This is a genomic window from Streptomyces sp. NPDC086787, assembly GCF_044745865.1.
GTDB lineage: Bacteria > Actinomycetota > Actinomycetes > Streptomycetales > Streptomycetaceae > Streptomyces.
The window spans coordinates 991,834-1,008,526 of the sequence record NZ_JBIVBC010000001.1 but is presented as its reverse complement, the minus strand read 5'-3'; the positions used below and the strand labels follow the sequence as shown (position 1 = coordinate 1,008,526).

Below are 16,693 nucleotides of genomic sequence, written 5' to 3'. Positions count from 1 at the left end.
CCCGTGCGGGACCGGGGACCGAGCCCTGTCCACACCCGCCGTCACCGGCCCCATCACCTCAACGCGGCCGCAACGCGCGTAAAAAGGGCGGCGCCCCGGTTCGATTTCTCGAATTCCGGGGCGCCGCCCTTTTTGAACGCTGCCGACGCCTGGGGCGTACTACCGACCGTGGCCGGCCGTCAGTTGTCGTCCTCGTCGATCAGGAACCCACGCATCGGCGAGGGAGCCTGACCCATCGGGGAGGGGCCCTGCGGGCGGACCGGAGCCATCGGCTGGGTCATGGCCGGGGACATCTGCTGCTGGCCGCCGTAGGACGGTGCAGCGGGGCCCGCCGGGCCACCCATCGGCTGGTTGCCGCCGTAGGACGGGGCACCGGCGCCCGCCGGAGCCATGGAAGGCGTCGGGGACGGCGGCAGCGAGGCGGTCGCGGGAGTCCGCGGCGGAGCGAGCGAGTCGTCGGCCTGGGTCTCCAGCTGCCGCAGCTGCGACTCCAGGTACGACTTCAGACGCGTACGGTACTCGCGCTCGAAGCCGCGCAGGTCCTCGACCTTGCGCTCCAGCGTGGCGCGGGCGGACTCCAGGGAGCCCATCGCGACGCGGTGCTTCTCCTGCGCGTCCCGCTCCAGGGCGTCGGCCTTGGCTCGGGCGTCACGCTCCAGACCCTCGGCGCGGCTGCGGGCCTCGCCGACGATCTTGTTCGCCTCGGAGCGGGCCTCGGCGATCGCCTGGTCGGCGGTCTGCTGGGCCAGCGAGAGGACACGGGCGGCACTGTCGCCGCCGGGGCCCTGACCGGGGCCGCCCATCGGACCACCCATGGGGCCGCCCATCGGACCACCCATCTGCTGCATGGGCTGGCCGCCCATCGGACCCTGGCCCATCGGCCCCTGGCCCATGCCGGGCTGGCCCATCGGCCCCTGGCCCATGGGACCCTGACCCATCGGGCCGGGCCCCTGCGGTCCACCCTGGCCACTGGGGCCGGCGGGCAGCTGCGGAGCACCGCTGGGCAGCTGCGGCGGACCCCCCATGGGGCCGCCCATCTGCTGCGGCGGGCCCGATATCCCGGCGGGCACAGGAGAGCCGGGACCGCGCATACCCTGCTGGGGCATGCCGCCCTGCTGGTCCTGTTCCGGGGGCTTGCGCATGTTCTGCTGGTTCTGGGCAGCCGCGCGCGTGGCCGCGGCCAGTTTGGCGCGCAGGTCCTCGTTCTCACGCAACAGCCGTGTCAGTTCGGCCTCGACCTCATCGAGGAAGGCATCGACCTCGTCCTCGTCATAGCCTTCTCGGAGGCGGACGGTCGTGAACTGCTTGTTCCGCACGTCCTCGGGGGTCAACGGCATCTCTTCACCTCAACGTAGTCGTCGGCATCGGCAAGACGGTAGTTCACATCACTCACAGCCGGCTCACGATCGAGATCAGGATGTAAACAATGATCATCAGTACGAAGAAGGACAGGTCGAGCGCCACGCCCCCGAGACGCAGCGGCGGGATGAACCGCCGCAGAAGCTTGAGCGGTGGGTCGGTGACAGTGTAGGTCGCCTCCAGAACGACCACCATCGCCTTGCCGGGTTGCCATGAGCGGGCGAACTGGAAGACGTAGTCCATGACCAGCCGGAAGATGAGCACGAAGAGGAAGCACATCAGCGCGATGTAGATGACATCCAGGACCACGCTCATGAGCCGTGCTTCCCTCTCCCCTGTTTCCCGTACTTCTGGTGCTGCGGTTTCCGGTCTTGCGTCTCAGCTCTGGTTGAAGAACCCGCCCTCTGCGATGCGGGCCTTGTCCTCCGCCGTGACATCGACGTTAGCAGGCGACAACAGGAACACCTTCTGCGTCACCCGCTCAATGCTCCCGTGGAGACCAAACACCAATCCCGCCGCAAAGTCGACAAGTCGCTTCGCATCGGTGTCATCCATCTCGGTCAGATTCATGATCACCGGGGTGCCCTCACGGAAGTGTTCCCCGATGGTACGGGCCTCGTTGTAGGTCCGCGGGTGAAGTGTGGTGATCCGGTACGGCTCTCGTTCGGACACGACCTTGGGCATGATCACCGGCGCGTTCTTCTCCAGGGACTGACGTTCTTGTGTGATGGACGACACGGGCGCGATGCGCGCCGGACGGCCTGATTCCGCAGGTAGCGAAGCCGCGTGCGGGGCCGGGTCGCGGTGCGCGGGAGCCTGCACGACTCGCACGGATTCGTCCCTTTGTGCCTGGTGTGATCCGTGAGACTGGTGTGACGCATCGTGTCGCCGGTGATCCCGCTCCAGCTCGGGGTCGAGCTCGGGCTCGAAGTCGTCATCGGGGTCGAAACCGCGGCCGTCGTAACCATCGTCCTCCACGAGGCCGAGGTAGACCGCCATCTTGCGCATCGCGCCGGCCATGCTCTGAGTCCTCCGCTCTGTGGTGGATCGACCGGCGACTGCCCAGCCCCTGCGATCCACGAGGTCGTGTGCCCGCCTTCGGCGGCATTGACCATATTTTCTGCTGTGGTCCGACTTCCTGGCGACGTTACCCGAGCCCGGCGCGGACTCCGAGTACCGCCGTACCGACGCGCACATGTGTCGCTCCGGCCGCCACGGCCTGTTCGAGGTCCGCACTCATCCCTGCGGACACCATGTTCGCAGCCGGATGGGCTCGGCGCAGGTCGGTCGACAAATCCATCAACCGCTCGAAGGCGGCTTGTTGACATCCGGCGTACTCCCCGGTGAGCGGGGCGACCGTCATCAGTCCGTCGAGCCGCAGTCCCGGGGCACCGGCGACGAGGGCGGCCAACTCTTCGATTCCGCCCGGTCCCACACCGCCCCGCTCCCCCCGCCCGACCTCGCCGGCGTCCAGCGCCACCTGGATCAGACAGCCGACCTCGCGGCCGGTCCGCTCCGCCTCCTTCGACAGAGCGGTGACGAGCCTGGAACGGTCGACAGACTGCACCACATTCGCGTAACCGACCACAGACCGAACCTTATTGGTCTGCAACTGACCGACAAAGTGCCAGTTCAGCGGTAGATCCGCACATGCCGCAGCCTTGGGCGCCGCGTCCTGGTCCCGGTTCTCGGCCACGTGCCGCACGCCGAGCTCCGCCAGCATCCGCACATCGCTCGCCGGGTAGGTCTTGGTGACCACGATCAGGGTCACCTCCTCCCGCGGCCGCCGGGCGGCCGCGCAGGCGGCGGCGATGCGCTCCTCCACCCTCGCCAGATTCGCGGCGAGTTCACCGATGCGGTCAGTCATGCGCCATCAGTCCAGCCACACATAGCCGGCGAGCCGTCCGGTGGCACGGTCGCGGCGATACGAGAAGTAGTCGTTCGACTCCAGCGTGCACACCGGTGACTGCGCCCGGTCGCGCACCCCGAGCCGTTCGAGCTGCGCGTGCACGCCGGCGCTCACGTCGACCGCCGGTGTGCCCCAGCTCGTCTCGGCGTACGCCGCCGGTTCGACCTCGGCCACCTCGGCGCGCATCGCTTCCGGCACCTCGTAGCACCGGCCGCACACGGCGGGCCCGATGCGGGCGGCGATCCGGGACGGCTCGGCGCCCAGCCCGGTCATGGCGTGCACGGCGGCGGGGACGACCCCGGCGACCATTCCGGGCCGCCCCGCGTGAGCCGCGGCCACCACTCCGGCGACCGGGTCGGCCAGCAGCACGGGCACGCAGTCGGCGGTGAGTACGGCGAGGGCGAGCCCGCGGCGCGCGGTGACGACCGCGTCGACCGGCGGGATCTCCTCGGCGGAACCCCACGGGCCGTCCACGACGGCCACGTCCGCGCCGTGCACCTGGCGCATCCAGACCACCATGCCGGGGTCGATCCCCAGCTCCCCGGCGGCCAGTTCGCGGTTGGTCCGCACGGCGGCGGGGTCGTCACCGACCGCGCCGCCGAGGTTGAGCTCCTCGTACGGAACGGCGCTCACCCCGCCCCACCTGTCGGTGAAGGCGAAGTGCGCGCCGCTCGCGTTGTCGCGCTGTCCTATCACTTCAGGAAGTCCGGCACGTCCAGTTCCTCCGCCGCGCTGTCCGCGTAGGTCCGCGGGGACGGCGGGAGCGGCTGGGCGACCGGGGCGTCGTTGACCGGGGCCGGGGCCGGAACGGACTCCGACTCCTCCTTCGGGGTCACGCTGCCGAGCGAACCGAAGGACGGACGGCTCTCCGTCTGGCGCGCCGGTGCGGACTCCTCGCGGCGGCCGGAGGCCGAGGACGAACCGAGGACGTTGTCCCGGCGGGTCGGCGGCTGACCGCCGTCGAACCCGGCCGCGATCACGGTAACCCGGACCTCGTCGCCGAGGGCGTCGTCGATGACCGCGCCGAAGATGATGTTGGCCTCGGGGTGGGCGGCCTCGCTGACCAGCTGAGCGGCCTCGTTGATCTCGAACAGACCGAGGTCGGACCCGCCGGAGATGGAGAGCAGCACGCCCCGGGCTCCGTCGATGGATGCCTCAAGGAGCGGCGAGGAGATCGCCATCTCGGCGGCGGCCACCGCGCGGTCGTCGCCGCGGGCCGAGCCGATGCCCATGAGGGCCGAACCGGCCTCGGACATGACCGACTTGACGTCGGCGAAGTCGAGGTTGATCAGGCCGGGGGTGGTGATGAGGTCGGTGATGCCCTGGACACCGGAGAGCAGGACCTGGTCCGCGGACTTGAAGGCGTCCAGGACCGAGACCTGGCGGTCCGAGATGGACAGCAGCCGGTCGTTGGGGATGACGATGAGGGTGTCGACCTCTTCGCGCAGTTCGGCGATGCCGTCCTCGGCCTGGTTGGCACGGCGCCGTCCCTCGAAGGTGAACGGGCGGGTGACCACGCCGATGGTCAGGGCGCCCAGGGAGCGGGCGATGTTGGCCACGACGGGCGCGCCGCCGGTGCCGGTGCCGCCGCCTTCACCGGCCGTCACGAAGACCATGTCGGCCCCCTTGAGGACCTCCTCGATCTCCTCGCGGTGGTCCTCGGCCGCCTTGCGGCCAACGGCCGGGTTGGCCCCGGCGCCGAGTCCGCGGGTCAGTTCCCGGCCGACGTCGAGCTTGACGTCGGCGTCGCTCATCAACAGCGCCTGCGCGTCGGTGTTGATGGCGATGAACTCGACGCCCTTGAGACCGACCTCGATCATCCGGTTGATGGCATTGACACCACCGCCGCCGACACCGATGACCTTGATGACTGCGAGGTAGTTCTGCGGTGCTGCCACGTCGAAGGCCTCTCGCCTCGAATTACGTTGCCGTCGTCGCGCGTGTGCCGCGCGCCGCCGGCTGATGCCGAAATGGGACGGTCCAAGTGCCGACCCGAACCCTAACGCTGAAGTTTAGGGTTATCAGTGTGTCTGTTCCTTGGAGTCTTCCGAACAGGACACTAAGTCGACACGTGGCGCACGTACAACGAACACGCCGAACCTCCCGTTTTTCTTTTCACCCTATGTGATCAGCCGTAGCAGTGCCCAACCAGGGTGCTGGCCTGCGCTGATGTGCGTCAACTCCCCGATGACGCGGGGGCGGTGGGAACGCTGACGTCGAAGTGCCGTGCGCCGGAGGCCGCTTTCATCAGGGCGGTGAGGCCGCGGGCCTTGGCGGGGCCGTTCTCGTCGCTACCCCAGGCGACCGTGCGACCGCCGGACAGCTCGAGCGAGATGTCGTCGTATGAACGGACTTTGACCACCCGGGTGTCCCGTGCGACGGCGGCCGGAATGTCACCGGCGACCCGCACCGCCTCCCGCACGAGGGCGTCGGTCCCGAAGCGGCGCAGGCTGGCCGTCGCCGAGCCCGGCCGGGAGGCGGCGAATTCCAGCACCGGGACGCCTTTCGGGGCCTGCGAAACCGTAGCGAAACGGACACCTTCGTCGTCCACTTCGATGAAGTTTCCGCCTTTTCGGACAAGCAGGACGGGGGTACGCTCGGTGACTTTCAGTCCGATTCCATGGGGCCAGGAGCGGACCACGTCAACCGTGTCAATTCGGGGCAATTTTCGGCGGAGCCGGGCCTCGATGGCATCGGTGTCGACGGAAATCAACGGCTCCCCGACCGGTACCTCGGCCGCCTCGCGGACCTCCGCAGAAGTCAGCACAGCCGTTCCGGAGACCGACACCCGTTCCACGCGCAGCCATTCCGAGCCGTAGAGCAGCCAGACGGACCCGGCGCCCAGAAGTACGACGGCGATGGCCAGGATGACGATCACACGAAAGCGTGGCGGGCGTGGCCGCCGGACGGGCGGCGGGCCGGACGTCTCCTGTCGGCGGTCACCGCGCTCGGCGGTGGTCGGTCCGGCCACGCTCTCTGCCCTCCGTGCACATATTCCTAACGGCGCGAGGCGATCGCCTCGTACACCATGCCGACGAGCAGGTCGTCGGCATCCCGGCGACCGAACTCACCGGCGGCGCGGGACATCTCGTACAGCCGGTGCGGGTCGGCGAGCACGGGCAGGACGTTGCGCTGGACCCACTCGGCGGTCAGCTCCGCGTCGTCGACCAGCAGTCCGCCGCCGGCCTTCACCACCGGCTGGGCGTTGAGCCGCTGTTCGCCGTTGCCGATGGGCAGCGGGACATAGGCGGCCGGGAGCCCGACGGCGGACAGCTCGGCGACGGTCATCGCACCCGCACGGCAGAGCATCATGTCGGCCGCGGCGTACGCGAGGTCCATCCGGTCCACGTAACTTACCGGCACATAGGGCGGCATCCCCGGCATCTGGTGCACCTGCGGCAGTTCGTTCTTCGGGCCGACCGCGTGCAGGATCTGGATACCCGCCTGCTGGAGCCAGGGCGCCACCTGCTGGGTCACCTCGTTGAGGCGCCGGGCGCCCTGCGAGCCGCCGGAGACGAGCAGCGTGGGCAGGTTGGGGTCGAGGCCGAAGCGGGCACGGGCCTCCGGGCGGGCGGCGGCGCGGTCCAGTGTGGCGATGGCGCGGCGCAGCGGGATGCCGATGTAGCGGGAGTTGCGGAGCTTGTTGTCGGGCGTGGAGACGGCGACCTGGGCCGCGTACCGGGAGCCGATCTTGTTGGCGAGGCCGGGCCGGGCGTTGGCCTCGTGGATCACGATCGGCACGCCGAGGCGCTTGGCGGCGAGGTAGGCGGGCAGCGCGACGTATCCGCCGAAGCCGACCACGCAGTCGGCCTTGGTGCGCTCCAGGATCTGCTCGGTCGCCTTGATCGTGCCGCGCAGCCGGCCGGGCACGGTGATCAGCTCGGGAGTGGGCTTGCGCGGCAGCGGCACCGCCGGGATCAGCGCGAGCTCGTAACCGCGTTCGGGCACGAGCCTGGTCTCCAGACCGCGCTCCGTGCCGAGGGCTGTGATGCCCATGGTCGGGTCCTGCCTGCGCAGGGCGTCCGCGAGGGCGAGCGCCGGCTCGATGTGGCCGGCGGTCCCCCCACCGGCGAGTACGACATGCACCGAAATTCACCGCTCTCCGGACGGACGCGCCGCCGAGGCACGCCGTCGCATCGTGTTCCATCTCCGGGGCCCCGGAGGACCCCCGGCCCGCTTTCTACCAAACCGGGGTTGCCGCATGGCAAGCGCCGCCCGCGCACCGGGCTCGTCACGCGCGAACGCGATGAGCAGCCCGATGGCGAACATGGTCGGCAGCAGAGCGGACCCTCCGTAGGAGAACAGCGGGAGAGGGACACCGGCGATCGGCAGCAGACCGAGCACCGCACCGATGTTGATCACCGCCTGGGCGGTGATCCAGGTGGTCACACCTCCCGCGGCATACCTCACGAAGGGGTCCTCCGTGCGTCCGGCCACGCGGATACCCGCATAGCCTAGAGCCGCGAAGAGGGCGACCACGGACAGCGTCCCCGCCAGGCCCAGTTCCTCACCGGTGACGGCGAAGATGAAGTCGGTGTGGGCTTCGGGTAGTTGGCCCCATTTTTCCACACTCGCGCCGAGGCCGGATCCGAAGAGTCCACCGGAGGCGAGGGCGTAGATGCCGTGCACGGCCTGCCAGCAGTCGGCGACCCCGGAGCGGGGTTCGGTGGCGCCGATGCAGGCGAGCCGGGCCATCCGGTTCGGGCTGGTCTTGATCAGGATCACACCGATCGCGGAGGCGACCCCCAGCACGCCGACGAACAGCCGGGTGGGCGCTCCGGCCAGCCACAGCAGCCCGAACAGGATCGCCGTCAGGATGATCGCGGTGCCCATGTCGCCGCCGAGCATGATCAGCCCGAGCAGCAGGAAGGCGACCGGGACAAGCGGCACCAGCATGTGCTTCCACTGGTTGAGCAGCCGCTTCTCCTGCTTGCGGGCGATCAGGTCCGCGCCCCACAGCACCAGGGCGAGCTTGCCGAACTCGCTGGGCTGGATCTGGAAGGAGCCGCCGAGGGAGATCCAGTTCTGGTTGCCGTTGACCGACATCCCTATCCCCGGCACCTGCACCAGGGCCATCAGGAAGACGGCGCCCGCGAGGATCGGGTAGGCCAGGGCCCGGTGCAGTCGCACCGGCATGCGGGAGCCGGCGAACAGCAGGACGCCGCCGATGACCGCCGCGAGGAACTGCTTGCGGAAGAAGTACGACCCGGGCAGCGCGAGTTGGAGCGCGGTGATCTGCGAGGCCGAGTAGACCATCACCAGGCCGAGCACGGTGATGAGCAGACTGCCGCCGAGGATCAGGTAGTAGGCGGTCAGCGGGCGGTCCCAGGCCTTCTGCGCATGCGTGTAGAGCCGTCGTACCGGGTTGTCGCGGGAGCTCCGGGACGTGGCGGGGCGCCGTCCCGCGGTTCGCTGGACCGGCGGACGGCCCGTACGGCTACTGGACATCACCGGCTCCTCGCCCCCGCCGACCGAACCCGAACCACAACCGAGTCACGCGTTCCTCCCAGGGTCCCGCAAGCACCCCTGGGTGGCCGGGACCCGCCGTCAGGCGCCCGCGCCGAGTTCGCGGACCGCCTCCGCGAACGCGTCACCGCGCCTGTTGTAGTTGGTGAACATGTCCATGGAGGCGCAGGCCGGGGCCAGCAGTACCGTGTCGCCTGGCCGCGCGAGCCGCTTCGCCTCCTGGACCGCCTGGAGCATGGCCCCAGTGTCGGTCCGGTCGAGGTCCACCACGGGTACTTCCGGCGCGTGTCGCGCGAGGGCGTCGCGGATCAGGGCACGGTCGGCGCCGATGAGGACGACGCCGCGCAGCCGCTTCGCCGACCTGGCGACCAGCTCGTCGAAGTCGGCGCCCTTCGCCAGACCGCCCGCAATCCATACGATCGGGTCATATGCCGCCAAAGAGGCCTCTGCCGCGTGGGTGTTGGTCGCCTTGGAGTCGTCGACGTAGGCGACACCGTCCACGTCGGCCACGTGCGCGATGCGGTGGGCGTCCGGGGTGAAGGCTCGCAGACCGTCGCGCACGGCGGTGGCGGGCACTCCGAAGGCGCGCGCGAGGGCGGCCGCGGCAAGGGCGTTGGCGATGTTGTGCGGGGCCGGCGGGTTGACGTCGGAGACCTCGGCCAGCTCCTGCGCGTTCTTGTGGCGGTTCTCCACGAAGGCGCGGTCGACCAGGATGCCGTCCACGACACCGAGTTGGGAGGGGCCGGGGGTGCCGAGGGTGAAGCCGATGGCCCGGCAGCCCTCCTCGACGTCCGCCTCGCGCACCAGCTCCTCGGTACGCGGGTCGGCCACGTTGTAGACACAGGCGACCCGGTTGCCCTCGTAGACACGGCCCTTGTCGGCGGCGTACGCCTCCATCGAACCGTGCCAGTCGAGATGGTCGGGAGCCAGGTTGAGGACGGCGGCCGAGTGGGCGCGCAGCGAGGGCGCCCAGTGCAGCTGGTAGCTGGACAGCTCGACGGCGAGGACGTCGTACTTCTCCTCGCCGAGCACGGCGTCCAGCAGGGAGACACCGATGTTGCCGACGGCGGCCGTGCGCAGACCCGCCGCGGTAAGGATGGAGGCGAGCATCTGGACGGTGGTGGTCTTGCCGTTGGTGCCGGTCACGGCCAGCCAGGGTGCGGCGTCCGGGCCGCGCAGCCGCCAGGCCAGCTCGACGTCGCCCCAGACCGGCACGCCCGCCGCGGCGGCGGCCAGGAACAGCGGCTTGTCCGGCTTCCAGCCGGGCGCGGTGACGATCAGCTCGGTGCCCTCGGGCAGGGTCTCGGCGTCACCGAGGCGCACGGTGACACCGAGCGCCTCCAGTTCGGCCGCCTGGGCGCGGGCGCGTTCGTCGTCGCCGTCGTTGACGACCGTGACGTACGCACCGAGGCCGTGCAGCACCCGGGCCGCCGGGACGCCGGAGACACCCAGCCCGGCGACGGTGACGCGCTTGCGCTGGAAGTCGAAGTCGAAGAACCCGGAGGATCCGGAAGATCCAGAGGACCCCAAGGACTCAGAAGACCCGGAAGACACCGAGGAGGTCACTTGTCCGCTGCCCATCCCGCGTAGAAGAGGCCGAGTCCGACAATGACACAGATGCCCTGGATGATCCAGAACCGGACCACCACAAGGACTTCGGACCAGCCCTTGAGTTCGAAGTGGTGCTGGAGTGGTGCCATCCGGAAGACGCGCTTGCCGGTGAGCCGGAAGGAGCCGACCTGGATGACGACCGACATGGTGATGAGGACGAACAGACCGCCGAGGATGGCGATCAGCAGCTCGGTGCGGGAGCAGATCGCGAGGCCCGCGAGCACACCGCCGAGCGCGAGCGAACCGGTGTCGCCCATGAAGATCTTGGCCGGCGAGGTGTTCCACCACAGGAAGCCGAGGCAGGCGCCCATCAGCGCGGAGGAGACCACCGCGAGGTCGAGCGGATCGCGCACCTCGTAGCAGGCGCCGGGGTTGGTGAGGGTCTGCGCGTTGGCGCAGGACTCCTGGAACTGCCACACCCCGATGAACGTGTACGCGCCGAAGACGAGCACGGAGGCGCCGGTGGCGAGGCCGTCGAGGCCGTCGGTGAGGTTCACGCCGTTCGACATCGCGAGGATCATGAACAGCGCCCAGACGACGAACAGCACCGGGCCGATGGCCCAGCCGAAGTCCGTGATGAAGGACAGCTTGGTGGACGCCGGGGTGTTGCCGCGCGCGTCGGCGAACTGGAGCGACAGGACGGCGAAGCCGATGCCGACGATGAGCTGGCCGGCCATCTTCGCCTTGGCCCGCAGACCGAGCGACCGGCGCTTGACGATCTTGATGTAGTCGTCCAGGAAGCCGACCAGGCCCATGCCGACCATCAGACCGAGGACCAGCAGACCGGAGAAGGTCGGGGTGGCCGGCTTGTCGGTGGTCCAGGAGGTGATGACCTTGGACAGGAAGTAGGCGGCGACGGTCGCGAAGATGAAGGCGATACCGCCCATGGTGGGCGTACCGCGCTTGCTGGCGTGCTCGCGCGGGCCGTCGTCACGGATGTACTGGCCGTAGCCCTTGCGGGCGAGCAGTTTGATCAGCAGCGGGGTGCCGATCAGGGTGAGGAACAGACCGATGACTCCCGCGAACAGGATCTGCTTCATCATCGGGCATCGACCCCGCCCTCGACGAGCGCCTGCGCGACACTCTCCAGACCGACCGACCGGGACGCCTTCACGAGTACGACGTCTCCCGGGCGCAGCTCGCTGCGCAACAGGTCGACCGCCGCCTGTGCGTCGGACACGTGCACCGACTCCTCACCCCACGAACCCTCGTTATATGCGCCCAGCTGCAGCCAGGACGCTTCCCTGCCCCCGACCGCGACGAGCTTGCTGACGTTGAGCCGGACGGCGAGCCGTCCGACCGCGTCGTGCTCGGCGAGCGCCTCGTCCCCGAGCTCGGCCATCTTGCCGAGCACCGCCCAGGTCCGCCGCCCCCTGCCCATGGCCGCGAGCGCGCGCAGCGCTGCTCGCATGGACTCGGGGTTGGCGTTGTAGGCGTCGTTGACGATGGTCACGCCGTCCGGGCGCTCGGTGACCTCCATGCGCCAGCGGGAGAGGGAGCCTGCCTCGGAGAGCGCGATGGCGATCTCGTCCGCGGACATGCCCAGCTCATGAGCGACGGCGGCCGCGGCGAGCGCGTTCGACACGTGGTGCTCACCGTACAGGCGCATGGTCACATCGCTTGCACCGGAGGGTGTGAGAAGTCTGAAGGCCGGCTGTCCGCTGTCCGTGAGTCGCACGTTCTCGGCACGTACGTCCGCTTCGGCCGACTCGCCGAAGAGGATCACCTTCGCCTTGGTTCGGGAGGCCATGGCCCGTACCAGCGGGTCGTCGGCGTTGAGGAGAGCCGCTCCGCCGTCCTCCGCCGGGGGAAGCGCCTCCACCAGTTCGCCCTTGGCCTGGGCGATCTGCTCGCGGCCGCCGAACTCGCCGATGTGGGCGGTGCCGACGTTGAGGACGAGACCGATCCTCGGCGGGGTCAGTTCGGTGAGGTAGCGGATGTGGCCGATGCCCCGGGCGCCCATCTCCAGGACCAGGAACCTGGTCTCCTCGGTGGCGCTGAGGGCGGTCAGCGGCAGCCCGATCTCGTTGTTGAAGGAGCCCGGCGTGAAGACGGTGGGTGCCTTGGTGCGCAGTACCTGGGCGATGAGGTCCTTGGTACTGGTCTTGCCGGCCGAGCCGGTGAGGGCCACGAGGGTCGCGCCGAGCCGGGCCACGACATGCCGTGCCAGGGCGCCGAGAGCGGTCTGGACGTCGTCCACGACGATCGCGGGCACGCCGACGGGGCGCGACGCCAGTACGGCGACCGCGCCCGCCTCGACGACCTGGGCCGCGAAGTCGTGGCCGTCCACGTGCTCGCCGGCGAACGCGGCGAAGAGGCTGCCGGGCGCCACCTCGCGGGAGTCCCGGACGACCGGTCCGGTGACCCGGACGGACGGATCCGGTATGTCGTGCGGCTGCCCGCCGACGGCTGCTGCGATCTCGGCGAGGGAGAGGGCGATCACAAGTTCATCCCTGGGTGTTCTGGATAGCGTCGCGAAGCACCTGGCGGTCGTCGAAGGGACGGACCACTCCGGCGATGTCCTGGCCCTGCTCATGGCCCTTGCCGGCGACCAGGACGGTGTCCCCGGCGTGTGCGCGGGCGACGGCGGCGGCGATCGCGGCGGCCCGCTCCTCGAACAGGACCACCTCGCCGCGTTCGTGCGCGGGTACGGAGGCCGCGCCCTGGAGCATGGTCGCGAGGATCGCCAGGGGATCCTCGGAGCGCGGGTTGTCGGAAGTGAGTACGGCCGTGTCGGCGAGGCGGGCCGCGGCGGCGCCCATCGGGGCGCGCTTGGTCGTGTCACGGTCGCCGCCGCAGCCGAGGACGACGTGCAGCTGGCCCTTCGTCACCTTGCGCAGCGCCTTGAGCACCGATTCGACCGCGTCGGTCTTGTGCGCGTAGTCGACCACCGCGAGGTAGGGCTGTCCGGCGTCCACCCGTTCGAGCCGTCCCGGCACGCCGGGCACCGCGGCGACGCCGTCGGCGGCGGACTGCGGGTCGAGTCCGGCGGCTGCGAGGGCGACCACGGCGGCGAGGGTGTTCGCCACGTTGAAGGGACCGGGCAGCGGCGACTTGGCGTGCACGCGCTCGCCCTGCGGGCCGAGCGCGGTGAACGTCGAGTCCATCGGCCCGATCTGCACGTCCTCGGCGCGCCAGTCGGCGTCCGGGTGGCCCTCGGCGGAGAAGGTGACCACCGGGACGGTGGCCTCCCCGGCGAGCCGTCGGCCGTACTCGTCGTCCACGTTGATCACGGCGCGCCTGCTGCGTTCCGGCGTGAACAGCTGTGCCTTGGCCCGGTAGTAGTCCTCCATGTCGGAGTGGAACTCCATGTGTTCCGGGCTGAGGTTGGTGAAGACGGCGATGTCGAAGACACAGCCGTCCACCCGGCCGAGGACCAGCGCGTGGCTGGAGACCTCCATGGCGACCGCGTCGACGCCGCGCTCGCGCATGACGGCGAACAGGGCCTGGAGGTCGGTGGCTTCGGGGGTGGTTCGCTCGGACTTGATGCGCTCGTCGCCGATGCGCATCTCGACCGTGCCGACCAGGCCGGTGGACCTGGCGGTGCGCAGACCGCCCTCCACGAGGTAGGCGGTGGTGGTCTTGCCGGAGGTGCCCGTGATGCCGATCTGGAGCAGGTCGTCGCCGGGACGGCTGTAGATGGTGGCCGCGAGTTCGCCCATCCGCGCGCGCGGGTCCTCGACCACGAGCACCGGCAGGCCGGTGGCGGCGGCGCGCTCGGCGCCCGCCGGGTCGGTGAGTACGGCGACCGCGCCGAGGCCGGCGGCCTGGGTGACGAAGTCGGCGCCGTGCAGACGGGCGCCCGGGAGGGCGGCGTACAGGTCACCGGGGCGGACGGCGCGCGAGTCGTGGGTGATCCCCGTGACGTCGGCGGTGCCCCGAGGGGTGACGGCACCCAGCTGATCGGCGAGTTCCGCGAGGGAAGTGGCGGAGACCCGGACCGGTCGCGGCGGCCCCGGATAGGTCACGGAAGCGCCTTTCGTTTGGGACTGATCAGCATGTGGCACGGCGGTGAGCGTACCGGGCGCACCCGCTCCGGAGCGAAGCGAGGGGCTGGAGGGGCCGCGGTTCCCGGCGTCGGGAGTGATCGTTGTCACGGGCTCGTTCCTGGTGGTTCGGTGCGGGGTGCCCCGGCCGGTCAGGGTTTGTAGGAGACCGGCAGGCTGGCGGCCCGGGCTCCGGTCGGCGGGATCTGGAGGGTCTTCAGGGCGAACTCCATCACCTGCTTGTAGATGGGGCCGCAGATCTGGCCGCCGAAGTAGCTGCCCTTGGTGGCGTTCTGGATGGCGCAGTAGACGGTGATCCGGGGCTTGTCCGCGGGCGCGAACCCGGCGAAGGAGGAGGTGTAGCCGCGGTACTTTCCGGTGGCCGGATCCACGCGGTTGGCCGTACCCGTCTTGCCCGCGACCCGGTAGCCGGGGATGCGCGCCTTGGTGCCCGTGCCCTCCCGGTCGTCCACCACGGACTCCAGCATCTGGGCGAGGGTCTTCGCCGTCCTGGCGCTGACCACCCGCGTCTCCTTGGGCTTGGGGGCGGGGGTGAAGCGTCCGTCGGCGCCCTTGGTGCCGCGCACCAGGGTGGGTTCGACGCGGACGCCGCCGTTGGCGATCGCCGAGTAGACGGAGGCCGCCTGCATGGCGTTGAGGGACATGCCCTGGCCGAAGGGGATCGTGTACTGCTGCGAGGTGGACCACTTGCCGGCGGGAGCGAGGATGCCCCTGGTCTCGCCGGGGAAGTCGAGTCCGGTGTAGCCGCCGATGCCGAACTTGCGCAGGTACGAGTAGAGGACCTTGTTGGCCTCGGACTGGGTCTTGCCGAGCTGGCCGGTGGCGAGGATGGTGCCGATGTTGCTGGACTTGGCGAGGACGCCGTTGAGCGTGAGGTGCCAGGTGCCGTGGTCGACGTCGTCCTGGAAGAGGCGGTCGCCGCGGTGCAGCCGGTTGGGTACGACGACATGGGTGAGCGGGGTGGCCGCGTTCTCCTCCAGCACGGCCGCCATGGACATGACCTTGGCGGTGGAGCCGGGTTCGTAGGCGTCCTGGAGTGCGGGATTGCCCATCGCGTTGGAGTCGGCCTTCGACAGGTCGTTGGGGTCGAAGCCGGGTGAGCCGGCCATGGCCAGGATCTCTCCGGTGCGGGTGTCCTGGACGATCACATAGCCGCGGTCGGCCTTGGACTTCTGCACCTGCTCGCTGATCGCGTTCTGCGCGGCCCACTGGATGTCGCGGTCGATGGTGAGCTCGACGTCGGAGCCGGCGACCGCGGGGGTCTCGGTGTAGCCCGCGGTGGGCACCTGGCGGCCGCCGGACTGGGCGTAGCGGAGCTTGCCGTCCTTGCCGGTCAGGGTCTTGTTGAGCTGCTGCTCGATGCCCCCGCCGCCCTTGCCCTCGGCGTTGACCCAGCCCAGTATCCCGGCGGCGAGGTCGCCGTTGGGGTACACACGCTTGCTGCTGGGGTCGGAGAAGACACCGGCCAGCACGTTGACGGCCGACTTGTCCGTCTCCGCCTTCTTGGTGAGCGCGGCCCTCAGGTCCTTGATCTGGTTCCAGACCTGCGGGGTACGCCGGCCGGCGAGCTTGACGTAGCGCAGCGCCTTGTTGGCGGGCCGGAGCTTGTCGACCAGCGTCTCCTGGTCCTGGCCGAGGATCGGCGCGAGGAGCGCGGCTGCCTGCTCGGGGCCGTCGTCGATGCCCAGTTGCTTGCGGGTGAACATGGTCGGGTCGGCGGTGATGTCGTACGCGTCCTCGCTGATCGCGAGGGCGACGCCGTTGCGGTCGGTGATCCCGCCGCGCTCGGCGGCGACGGTGTGCACGACATACCGGTTCTGCTCGGCCCTGGCCGCGTAGGCGCTCGCGTCGACGGCCTGCACCTGGAGCAGCCGTACGACGAAGGCCAGCAGCACCAGGGTCAGCGCGAGCCCGACCATGCGCAGCCGGGGCCGGGGGCTGCCGAGCCGCAGACGCCGGGGAGCGACGGCCGGACGTACCTGCCGCGGCCGCCGGACCGCCGGCCGGCTCCCGGGACCGGGCTGCCGGCGCGCACCGCTCCGCGGCCGCGGCGGCTTGGCGGGACCCGGCACACGACGGCGCGGGGATTGCCTGTCGGACACTTCCGTCACCTGCCGGGAGTCGGGGTCGGGGCGGGACAGGGGGTGAAGGCGGCCGGGCCGATGGCCGGGGTGCCCGATGGCACGAACCCGGCCCGGACCACCGGGGCGGGCGGCGCGACCGGACCGGGAACACGGCGGCGCGAGGACTGCCCCACGGACACCTCCGGCACCCGCCGAAGGCCGGAGGCGGGCCGGTCGGTGGCACGGGCCCGGTGGCGCGGGTGCTTCCTGTCGGACAC

Annotated in this window: 15 protein-coding genes; all 15 read right to left on the bottom strand. The window is 70.3% G+C overall.

Features of this window, described 5'->3' with window-relative positions; translation table 11 throughout:
- Positions 1–179 precede the first annotated feature (179 nt).
- The 15 genes from ACIPK3_RS04695 to ACIPK3_RS04625 all read right to left on the bottom strand — a co-directional run bounded on the left by ACIPK3_RS04695 (position 180) and on the right by ACIPK3_RS04625 (position 16,693).
- Entirely contained in the window at positions 180–1,337 is a 1,158-nt protein-coding gene (locus ACIPK3_RS04695) for a DivIVA domain-containing protein (RefSeq protein ID WP_402566555.1), read from the bottom strand.
- A gap of 52 nt (positions 1,338–1,389) precedes the next feature.
- Positions 1,390–1,674: a YggT family protein gene (locus ACIPK3_RS04690; protein WP_402566554.1), complete on the bottom strand. Its 285-nt coding sequence runs from the start codon at positions 1,672–1,674 to the stop codon at positions 1,390–1,392.
- A gap of 63 nt (positions 1,675–1,737) precedes the next feature.
- Positions 1,738–2,379 carry a cell division protein SepF gene (locus ACIPK3_RS04685; RefSeq protein WP_402566553.1) on the bottom strand — a complete coding sequence of 214 codons (642 nt, stop codon included), beginning with the start codon at positions 2,377–2,379 and terminating at the stop codon, positions 1,738–1,740.
- A gap of 127 nt (positions 2,380–2,506) precedes the next feature.
- Positions 2,507–3,226 (bottom strand): YggS family pyridoxal phosphate-dependent enzyme, encoded by a 720-nt coding sequence (locus ACIPK3_RS04680; RefSeq protein ID WP_402566552.1) that lies wholly within the window; start codon positions 3,224–3,226, stop codon positions 2,507–2,509.
- A 6-nt stretch (positions 3,227–3,232) separates the two neighbouring features.
- Positions 3,233–3,964, bottom strand: a complete 732-nt coding sequence (gene pgeF, locus ACIPK3_RS04675) for a peptidoglycan editing factor PgeF (RefSeq protein WP_402566551.1) — start codon at positions 3,962–3,964, stop codon at positions 3,233–3,235.
- The gene (ftsZ, locus tag ACIPK3_RS04670; protein ID WP_402566550.1) at positions 3,961–5,166 is read right to left on the bottom strand and encodes a cell division protein FtsZ; all 1,206 of its coding nucleotides are present in this window, start codon (positions 5,164–5,166) and stop codon (positions 3,961–3,963) included. Before ftsZ ends, pgeF begins: the two co-directional genes overlap by 4 nt.
- A 278-nt stretch (positions 5,167–5,444) precedes the next feature.
- On the bottom strand, positions 5,445–6,239 hold the full coding sequence (locus tag ACIPK3_RS04665) for a cell division protein FtsQ/DivIB (RefSeq protein ID WP_402566549.1): 795 nt from the start codon (positions 6,237–6,239) through the stop codon (positions 5,445–5,447).
- A gap of 26 nt (positions 6,240–6,265) precedes the next feature.
- Complete coding sequence (gene murG, locus ACIPK3_RS04660; RefSeq protein WP_402566548.1) at positions 6,266–7,354, bottom strand: undecaprenyldiphospho-muramoylpentapeptide beta-N-acetylglucosaminyltransferase; 1,089 nt, start codon at positions 7,352–7,354, stop codon at positions 6,266–6,268.
- A 6-nt stretch (positions 7,355–7,360) separates the two neighbouring features.
- The gene (gene ftsW / locus ACIPK3_RS04655; RefSeq protein ID WP_402566547.1) at positions 7,361–8,716 is read right to left on the bottom strand and encodes a putative lipid II flippase FtsW; all 1,356 of its coding nucleotides are present in this window, start codon (positions 8,714–8,716) and stop codon (positions 7,361–7,363) included.
- 99 nt (positions 8,717–8,815) lie between these two features.
- Entirely contained in the window at positions 8,816–10,264 is a 1,449-nt protein-coding gene (gene murD / locus ACIPK3_RS04650) for a UDP-N-acetylmuramoyl-L-alanine--D-glutamate ligase (RefSeq protein ID WP_402566546.1), read from the bottom strand.
- A gap of 32 nt (positions 10,265–10,296) precedes the next feature.
- Positions 10,297–11,385, bottom strand: a complete 1,089-nt coding sequence (gene mraY, locus ACIPK3_RS04645; RefSeq protein ID WP_402566856.1) for a phospho-N-acetylmuramoyl-pentapeptide-transferase — start codon at positions 11,383–11,385, stop codon at positions 10,297–10,299.
- Positions 11,385–12,788 (bottom strand): UDP-N-acetylmuramoyl-tripeptide--D-alanyl-D-alanine ligase, encoded by a 1,404-nt coding sequence (gene murF / locus ACIPK3_RS04640; RefSeq protein WP_402566545.1) that lies wholly within the window; start codon positions 12,786–12,788, stop codon positions 11,385–11,387. Before murF ends, mraY begins: the two co-directional genes overlap by 1 nt.
- Before the next feature lie 4 nt (positions 12,789–12,792).
- Entirely contained in the window at positions 12,793–14,313 is a 1,521-nt protein-coding gene (locus tag ACIPK3_RS04635) for a UDP-N-acetylmuramoyl-L-alanyl-D-glutamate--2,6-diaminopimelate ligase (protein WP_402566544.1), read from the bottom strand.
- A 170-nt stretch (positions 14,314–14,483) separates the two neighbouring features.
- Positions 14,484–16,454 carry a peptidoglycan D,D-transpeptidase FtsI family protein gene (locus tag ACIPK3_RS04630; RefSeq protein WP_402566543.1) on the bottom strand — a complete coding sequence of 657 codons (1,971 nt, stop codon included), beginning with the start codon at positions 16,452–16,454 and terminating at the stop codon, positions 14,484–14,486.
- Positions 16,455–16,459: 5 nt separating this feature from the next.
- Positions 16,460–16,693 carry a hypothetical protein gene (locus ACIPK3_RS04625; RefSeq protein ID WP_402566542.1) on the bottom strand — a complete coding sequence of 78 codons (234 nt, stop codon included), beginning with the start codon at positions 16,691–16,693 and terminating at the stop codon, positions 16,460–16,462.

Bases quoted from the DNA above. Each gene is read 5' to 3' on its own strand.
- ftsW (WP_402566547.1), bottom strand. From the start codon at position 8,716: ATGTCCAGTAGCCGTACGGGCCGTCCGCCGGTCCAGCGAACCGCGGGA.
- mraY (WP_402566856.1), bottom strand. From the start codon at position 11,385: ATGAAGCAGATCCTGTTCGCGGGAGTCATCGGTCTGTTCCTCACCCTG.
- ACIPK3_RS04695 (WP_402566555.1), bottom strand. From the start codon at position 1,337: ATGCCGTTGACCCCCGAGGACGTGCGGAACAAGCAGTTCACGACCGTC.
- ACIPK3_RS04685 (WP_402566553.1), bottom strand. From the start codon at position 2,379: ATGGCCGGCGCGATGCGCAAGATGGCGGTCTACCTCGGCCTCGTGGAG.
- ACIPK3_RS04690 (WP_402566554.1), bottom strand. From the start codon at position 1,674: ATGAGCGTGGTCCTGGATGTCATCTACATCGCGCTGATGTGCTTCCTC.
- ACIPK3_RS04680 (WP_402566552.1), bottom strand. From the start codon at position 3,226: ATGACTGACCGCATCGGTGAACTCGCCGCGAATCTGGCGAGGGTGGAG.